Origin of the sequence: Porphyromonas sp. HMSC065F10 (genome assembly GCF_001808555.1) — a bacterium.
In the GTDB taxonomy this organism is placed as follows: Bacteria; Bacteroidota; Bacteroidia; order Bacteroidales; family Porphyromonadaceae; genus Porphyromonas_A.
Window position 1 is genome coordinate 22,625 of sequence record NZ_KV793748.1, and the last position, 7,377, is coordinate 30,001.

Sequence of the window (7,377 nt, forward strand, 5' to 3'; positions counted from 1 at the left end):
CGCAGATGGGGTATTATGCAAAGGTCTCAGAGCGTCACTGCCGTCACGCGCAGAAGAGCAGCACCAGCAGCTGCGCCATCAGGATCCTCATAAACATCGCCAGAGGATAGACGGTGGCATAGCCGATCAGCGGCTTATTGCGAGACGTGAGCGTCTGAGCATAGCCCAGCGCGGGCGGGTCGGTGGTCATACCGGCGATCATACCGGCGAGGGTGAAGTAGTCGAAGTGGTAGATCTTGTGACCGATGAAGGCGACCACGATCAGCGGCAGCAGCGTGATCAGCAGCCCATACCCGAGCCACGCATAGCCACCCTGGGCAAGCGTCTCTACAAAGCCCTGACCGGCACCGAGACCAACGCAGGCGAGGAAGGCGCAGAGGCCGATCTCGCGGATCATCAGGTTGGCACTCGTGGTGGTGTAGGTCGGCAGGCCAAACTCTGCCCCCCAGCGGCCTACGATGATCGCCACGATCAGCGGACCGCCGGCGAGACCCAGCTTCAGCGGGGCGGAGAGACCGGGGATCACAATCGGCAGCATACCGAGGATGATACCGAGGATCAGCCCGAGGAAGATGGCAAAGAGATTGGGCTTATTGAGCGCCTTGGAGGAGTCGCCGAAGGAGTGTGCCGCAGCGCTGACACTCTTCTCTCCGCCGACGCAGAGGAGCTTGTCACCCTGCTGCAGCTTCAGGTAAGGGACCGCCACCAGCTTCACGCCGGCGCGGTCGACACGCGTCACGCTGACATCGAAGTGCTCCCGCAGCTTCAGGTCCTTAAGCGTCTTACCATTGAGCTTACTATCAGAGAGCAGCACCCAGCGGGAGATCACGTCCTGAGACTTCTCCACCCAGGTCACGTGATCCGACGTGTCGAGCTTACCGACAGCCGAGACGATGTCCTGCTCGTTGGTCGTATTGAGGATCACAAAGAGCTTGTCCCCCTCCTCAAATCGCGTCTGACCATTCACCAGGATCGTCTCACCGGTAGCCTTCTTCAGCACGCGAGAGACGACGAAGCCGGTGTCCGGCACCAGTCTCTTCAGCTCCACAACCGTCTTCCCAAAGAGCTCCGGATTGGTCACCTCCACCGAGATGCCCTCCGTCTCGCTGGTCTCCGCATCAGACTGAGCGGTAAGGCGCTTCTCCAGCTCATCGGTATTGATCTTGGCCACCACCTTCGTCATCACGATGGTCATGATGATGCCGACCACGGCGAGCGGATAGGCGACGGCGTAGCCCTGAGCGATCGACTGATCAGCGACGCCGGTGAGGTCCTGATAGGTCTGCTGAGCAGCGGCAAGTCCCGGGGTATTGGTCACCGCACCACTCATCACCCCCACCAGCGTCTGCATTGGGATGTCGGTGATGTAGAAGAGTGCCACCGTCACCACGGCGGCGAGCGAGGCACCGATGGCGGCGAGGACGTTCAGCTTAGCGCCCTTAGACTTGAGGTTGGAGAAGAAGCTGGGCCCCACCTCCAGACCGATGGAGTAGACGAAGATCGCCAGACCGAAGTCCTTGAAGAAGCTGTTGATCGTCGGATCGATGGAGAGCCCCAGCTGACCGAAGAGGATGCCAACGAAGAGGATAAACGCCGTGCCGAGGGAGATGCCCCAAAACTTGATCCTCCCCAGCAGCAGCCCCACGGCGATCGTGAGGGACAGGACGACGATCGCCTGTGCGACGCCGTGCTGCAGAAAGAGATTGGTTAACCAGTCCATAAATAATAGAGAAGAGCGAGACCCCATCCGCCATGCAGACCAAGCCTCACCGATAAATTATTTCAAAAACAAAGCAAAGATAATAAAATAACACGACCCTGCCCCCTCGCCTGCGGCGTGCCCCCTCACCTAACGGCGCGCTACCTTGTCGGACGAGTCGGGCGGAGTCGAGGGGGCTAAAATCTAATACCGATATTAGGCTTCTCTAATATCGGTATTAGAGTTGTCTCAGAGCGCTTAGAGATGCCGAGGCTGGAGATCAGGTCATTACGCAAGAGACCCGTAGTGGCTGAGCGGGGCGGCCAGGCTTTGGACAAAAAGAGGTACATTTACCACCGAGCAAGGATAGTAAGCCATGACCGGACCCGACAGCCTCACGCATCCAACCACTTGCCCTCAGGGGGTGAGGCAGGGATGAGGGACATTAGCCCGAGGCGTGTACCGACACGGCTGCCTATCACAGACTACCAGCGAGAGATAAGAGTCCACAGTATGAGACGATCGAGACGGCGGGGAGAGAGGATCCGGCAGGAGCCACATACGGTGCGGGTGACGGTGCTCTTCTCTGAGAGCCAGATGGAGATCATCGAGCGGTACCTCAGGCGCCATCCCGGTCGGTCAAGGTCCGACTTTGTGCGGCGATGTGTTATGGAGCGGATCGTGGGCGATGCGACGAAGCACCGCCCTACTCTCTTCGATGACGGTGAGGGCGGCGAGGAGGAGCAGCGCTGGTAGAGGTCTTCGACTTCTCTTGCTGGTCGGGCTGACCTGCCTGTGCATGCGGACAGTCGCTCAGGAGAGTCTCTCCTCGGAGGCTATCCTGGCACTCATCGAGGACGAAGGGGCGCGCGAGAGGGCCGCCGAGGAGCTGGAGCGGCTGGAGCTTCATCCGCTGGATCTCAATACCGCCACGGCAGACGAGCTGGCGCGCGTACCACTCTTAGACCCATTCTTTATCCGAAACTTTCTCCTCTTCCGCTCACAGAGCGGGCGATTAGGCTCGGTCTACGACCTCAAGGAGGTGCAGGGCGCTGAGCTCCATCTCCTATCCCTGCTTTACCCCTATCTTATGGTGGGTGCTGCGGACGACCGCCCTCAGCGACCTCGGCGAGAGCATGCAGTGGGCTCGCTCTACAGGGAGGGGTCCGCCTCGCTGCTGATCCGCTCGGTGGGGGACAATGGGAAGCAGCTCGACTGGGCATTGGTGGGGGAGACGGACCGGGGAGAGCCCTTCCGCCCGGCACGCGAGGGGTGGATGGATCACCTCAGCGGCACGCTTCGGTACCGGGACCGGAGGAGAGCCATTCTCCTCGGTGACTTCCGCCTCACGACAGGTCGCGGGTTGCTGATGGGGCAGGGGCGCTCCTTCTTCTCCTCCTCGATGTACGGGACTGGCATACCGGATCGGGTGACGAGCGACCTGCGCCCCCACCGGTCGGCGAGAGAGTACGACTATCTGCGGGGGCTGGCTGTAGCGCAGGACCTCGGGCCGATGCAGCTGGTGCTCCTCGGTGGGTACGAGCCGATAGATGCACGGATCGATGGGCAGAGGCTTCAGACACTCTACAGGACCGGACTTCACCGAGATGCCACCTCCCTACGCCACCGCCATACAGCGCGGCGGGAGATGGTCGGGGGCTACCTCTCGTACGAGAGTGAGAGCGCCCACATCGGCGCCACAGGGCTGATCTACCGCCACCGCTCCGGCTCGGAGACTCTGCTCCTGCCACCGGCACGCTACCCCGCATCGCGGGTGCTGAGGGAGGGGTCGATCGACGGCTACTGGATGGGGGAGAGGGTGATCGCATCGGGCGAGGTGACCCTGGCACCCGGGGAGCGGCGAGCCGCTGAGGGCAGCCTCTCCTACATGGACGAGATGCTGGGGGCACTCACCCTCTCGGGTCGCTACTTCGGTCGAGAGCGCTACTCCCCCTACGGCATGGGCGACGGGCACTACTCCGCAGGGCGGGACGAGCGGGGCTATCGGCTGCAGTGGAGTGGCGAGGGGGCGCGATACGTCACCGGTACGGTCGTGGTCGACCGCTTTCGCCGGACTGCCACCGGATCGCCCTCCGGGACGATGCTTATGGCGAGGGTGGGCAAGAGCGACTACCATGGCTCCTCCCTCCTGACGCTCCGATGGCTCGGCGTGCCGGATAAGCCCCGCCGGTGGACGATTCGCTACAGCAGCGACTACAGGCATGGGGCGAGATGGATCACGCGACAGGAGGTGCGGCTACTCCACACCGAGGGAGAGGGCTTCGGAGGCGGTGTGATGGGGAGGGTGCGCTACGACGATGGGACGTCGCTGCTGGCAGAGGGCGAGGTGAGGCTCTTCCGCCTCACAGCGGGGCAGGTGATGCACAGCACCCTGCTCTGGATGCCCTACCTCTATGGCGGGACGATGTTGCGTGGTCAGGGAGTGCAGCTGACCGGACGGCTCCGGTGGCGCTTAGGCAGGCACGTCGCACTACACAGTCGCATCGCCCTCACCCGCTCCTCCGACCGTCCCCTCGCCACCGACCTCGCCCTTGCCCTCACCTACAGGCTGTAGTTTTCCCTTTTTTCTCTCCAAAAACTCGGTCAGAAGGAGCAGGTGCGAAAGTCGGGGAGACGGAGCGGTATGCGCAAATTGGGTACTTTTGCAGTCACAAAAGGATCAGATCATGGACGACTATAAGAATATACGCATCAGCGACTACAGCTACCCTCTCCCCGAGGAGCGCATCGCAAAGTACCCCCTCAGGGAGCGGGATCACTCCAAGCTACTCCACCTCAGTCCCGAGGGGACGATCAGCGAGCACCACTTCTACGACCTGCCGAGCCTGCTCTCGCCGGAGGACCTGATGGTGATGAATGACACACGCGTGATCAATGCCCGGGTGGTCTTCCACCGCTCCACCGGCGCACGTATCGAGGTCTTCTGCCTCGATCCCTACGAGCCGAAGCTCTACGAGGAGTCCTTTGCCTCGCACCACAGCGTCACCTGGCACTGTATGATCGGCAATGCGTCGAAGTGGAAGGAGGAGCGTCTCACGCGACCGATCTCGGGCGGCACGCTCTCCGTGGAGCGAGTGGGTGACGGACTGGTTCGCTTCTCGTGGGATACGGATGGCTCCTTTGCCGACATCCTCGAGGAGGTGGGCGAGCTGCCGATACCGCCTTACCTCAATCGCGACACCGAGGCCTCCGACCTCATCACCTACCAGACCGTCTACGCACGGATCGAGGGGAGTGTCGCCGCACCGACCGCCGGGCTGCACTTCACAGACCGGGTGCTACGGGAGCTGGAGGAGAGAGGGATCCGTCAGACGCGCGTGACGCTGCATGTGGGTGCGGGGACCTTTGCCCCCGTCAAGAGCAGCACCATGGGCGGTCACGAGATGCACAAGGAGGTGATCAAGGTGCCGGTGGAGGCGCTCCGGACCATCGCCGAGCAGAAGCGGGCAGGACGAAAGATCGTCTCCGTGGGCACCACCTCCACGCGCACGCTGGAGAGCCTATACTATATGGGGATCAACGTCCTGGAGGGTGTGGAGGAGCCACTCCACGTCGGTCAGTGGATGCCCTACGAGCGGACCTACGAGGTGTCGGTGCCGGAGGCACTCGATGCACTGATCGACTATCTGGAGCGAAGTGGGAGTCCGGCGCTGATCGGCGACACGCAGATCATCATCGAGCCGGGCTTCAGCTACCGCCTGGTGGACAAGCTGATCACCAACTTCCACCAGCCGGTCTCGACGCTGATGCTCCTCGTGGCGGCCTTTGTCGGTGGGGAGTGGCGCGAGATCTACCGCTTTGCGCTCGACCACGACTTCCGCTTCCTCTCCTATGGTGACAGCAACCTCTTAGAGAAACCGCTCACAAAGTAGCCCCCCTATGTCATCCGCCGCCGGCTCGTCCCTCGATCGCCGCATACTGAAGCTTGCCCTCCCCAACATCGTCTCAAATCTCACCGTGCCCCTCCTCGGGCTGGTGGATATGGGGCTGACGGGGCACTTGGAGGATGCGGCACCGATCGCCGGCATATCGATAGCGACGACGCTCTTCAACCTCATCTACTGGGTCTTCTCCTTCCTCCGCATGGGGACCTCCGGTCTCACGGCGCAGGCCTATGGGAGTCGCAGTCGGGAGCGTATGGGGCGGACGCTGGCGCAGTCCTTCCTCATAGGGCTGGTGGGTGGTCTGCTGATCATCCTTCTGCAGACGCCCCTCTCGCGGATGATCCTCTCCGTCCTCGCCCCTGAGGCGGAGGTGGAGCGGTATGCGCTGATCTACTTCGCCATCGTGGTGATGGGGGCACCGGCGATACTGACGACAAATGCGATGAACGGGTGGTTCATCGGGATGCAAAACAGCTGGTACCCGATGGCGGTCAGCATCGTCACCAATCTCACCAATATCGGACTCTCGGCCTTCCTCGTGCTGAGCGAGGGGCAGGGGATAGAGGGCATCGCCATTGGTACCTTAGTGTCGCAGTGGCTCGGGATGCTCCTGCTCGCCGCCGGTGTCCTGCTGCTCTATGTGCGGAGGGGAAGGGTCGTGCTGCCTCACCGGCTGAGCGCCCTCGGGGAGGAGCTGGGGCGGTACTTCTCAACGAATGTCCATATATTCTTCCGCACGCTGCTGATGGCGTGCGTGAGCGTCTACTTTGTCTACGCCGGGACACGCATGGGGACGCTGACGCTAGCGGGGAATGCGCTGCTGTACCAGTTCTTCACCCTTTTCTCCTACTTCATTGACGGCTTTGCCAATGCGGGCGAGGCGATCGTGGGGGACGCCTATGGGCAGCGGTCGCGGGAGGAGGTGCGCACGGCGGTGCGGCGACTGCTCGGCTGGGGCATCGGGCTCGGACTGGTCGTCACGGCGATCTACGCCGTGGTCGGAGGGGAGCTGCTGGCACTCCTGACCGATCGGGAGGAGGTGCTGCAGCAGGCACTCTTGTACCTGCCCTACGTGGTGGTGATCCCGCTGGCGGGCTGCATCGGCTTCGTGATGGATGGCGTCTTCATCGGCATGACGGCGACGCGGGAGATGATGTGGAGTATGCTGGCGGCGGTGGTGCTCTTCTTTGTGGTAGACTTCGGTCTGCCATTGGAGGATGGTAATGCGCGGCTTATGACCGCCTTCCTCCTCTACCTCGCAGCGCGGGGCTTTGTCCAGCTGCTCATAGGGCTTCGGCTGGAGGGACTGGGAGTGCCCTTTTCGCATCACTATATCATCCTTGCCGGGACGACCTATAATGAGGATCGGGCAAGGTCTCTACGAGAGCTGATCCTCGAGGCTCTCCCCGAGGCGCGGCTGACGGAGGCAATGACGTCGGAGGATGCCAAGGGCAGCGGTCGGCTCTACCGAAATGCGCTACTGATCCTCGACAGCCGAGAGGAGCCGGACGTGGTCGCCCGGCGGATGAAAGAGCTGGAGGAGAGAGCGGGGCGCGTCCACACCTCGGGCGGAGAGGTGGCGCTCGACCTCGATGTCGTCCTCTGCGATGACCGGGTCCTCCGCCCCACCGACTATGCCGCCCCCTACTTCCAATCCCTCTACCACCGGCTCAATACGCAGTAGAGTCAGGGGTGACGCATCTGAGCTTTACGGCTAAAAGTGTTAGTCCCTGTCGCTGTGCTATCCCGTCAATGGATCCCTCTACTGATGCT

At 62.2% G+C, this 7,377-nt stretch carries 5 protein-coding genes; 4 read left to right on the forward strand and 1 reads right to left on the reverse strand.

Annotated features, from left to right (window positions below; genetic code table 11):
• Positions 1-43: 43 nt before the first annotated feature.
• The gene (locus HMPREF2890_RS01155) at positions 44-1,720 is read right to left on the reverse strand and encodes a putative transporter (RefSeq protein WP_070464191.1); all 1,677 of its coding nucleotides are present in this window, start codon (positions 1,718-1,720) and stop codon (positions 44-46) included.
• 492 nt (positions 1,721-2,212) lie between these two features.
• On the opposite strand from HMPREF2890_RS01155, the gene HMPREF2890_RS08915 reads away from it, so the two are divergent.
• From HMPREF2890_RS08915 to HMPREF2890_RS01175, 4 genes are all read left to right on the forward strand, one after another.
• Positions 2,213-2,455, forward strand: coding sequence for a ribbon-helix-helix domain-containing protein (locus HMPREF2890_RS08915; RefSeq protein WP_070464193.1), 243 nt, complete (start codon positions 2,213-2,215; stop codon positions 2,453-2,455).
• Between the two features lie 43 nt (positions 2,456-2,498).
• A complete protein-coding gene (locus tag HMPREF2890_RS01165) occupies positions 2,499-4,274 on the forward strand; it encodes a ComEA family DNA-binding protein (protein WP_070464195.1) in 1,776 nt (591 codons plus the stop codon).
• A gap of 112 nt (positions 4,275-4,386) precedes the next feature.
• Entirely contained in the window at positions 4,387-5,592 is a 1,206-nt protein-coding gene (locus HMPREF2890_RS01170; protein WP_070464293.1) for an S-adenosylmethionine:tRNA ribosyltransferase-isomerase, read from the forward strand.
• A gap of 7 nt (positions 5,593-5,599) precedes the next feature.
• Positions 5,600-7,288 carry an MATE family efflux transporter gene (locus HMPREF2890_RS01175; protein WP_070464198.1) on the forward strand — a complete coding sequence of 563 codons (1,689 nt, stop codon included), beginning with the start codon at positions 5,600-5,602 and terminating at the stop codon, positions 7,286-7,288.
• Positions 7,289-7,377 lie beyond the last annotated feature (89 nt).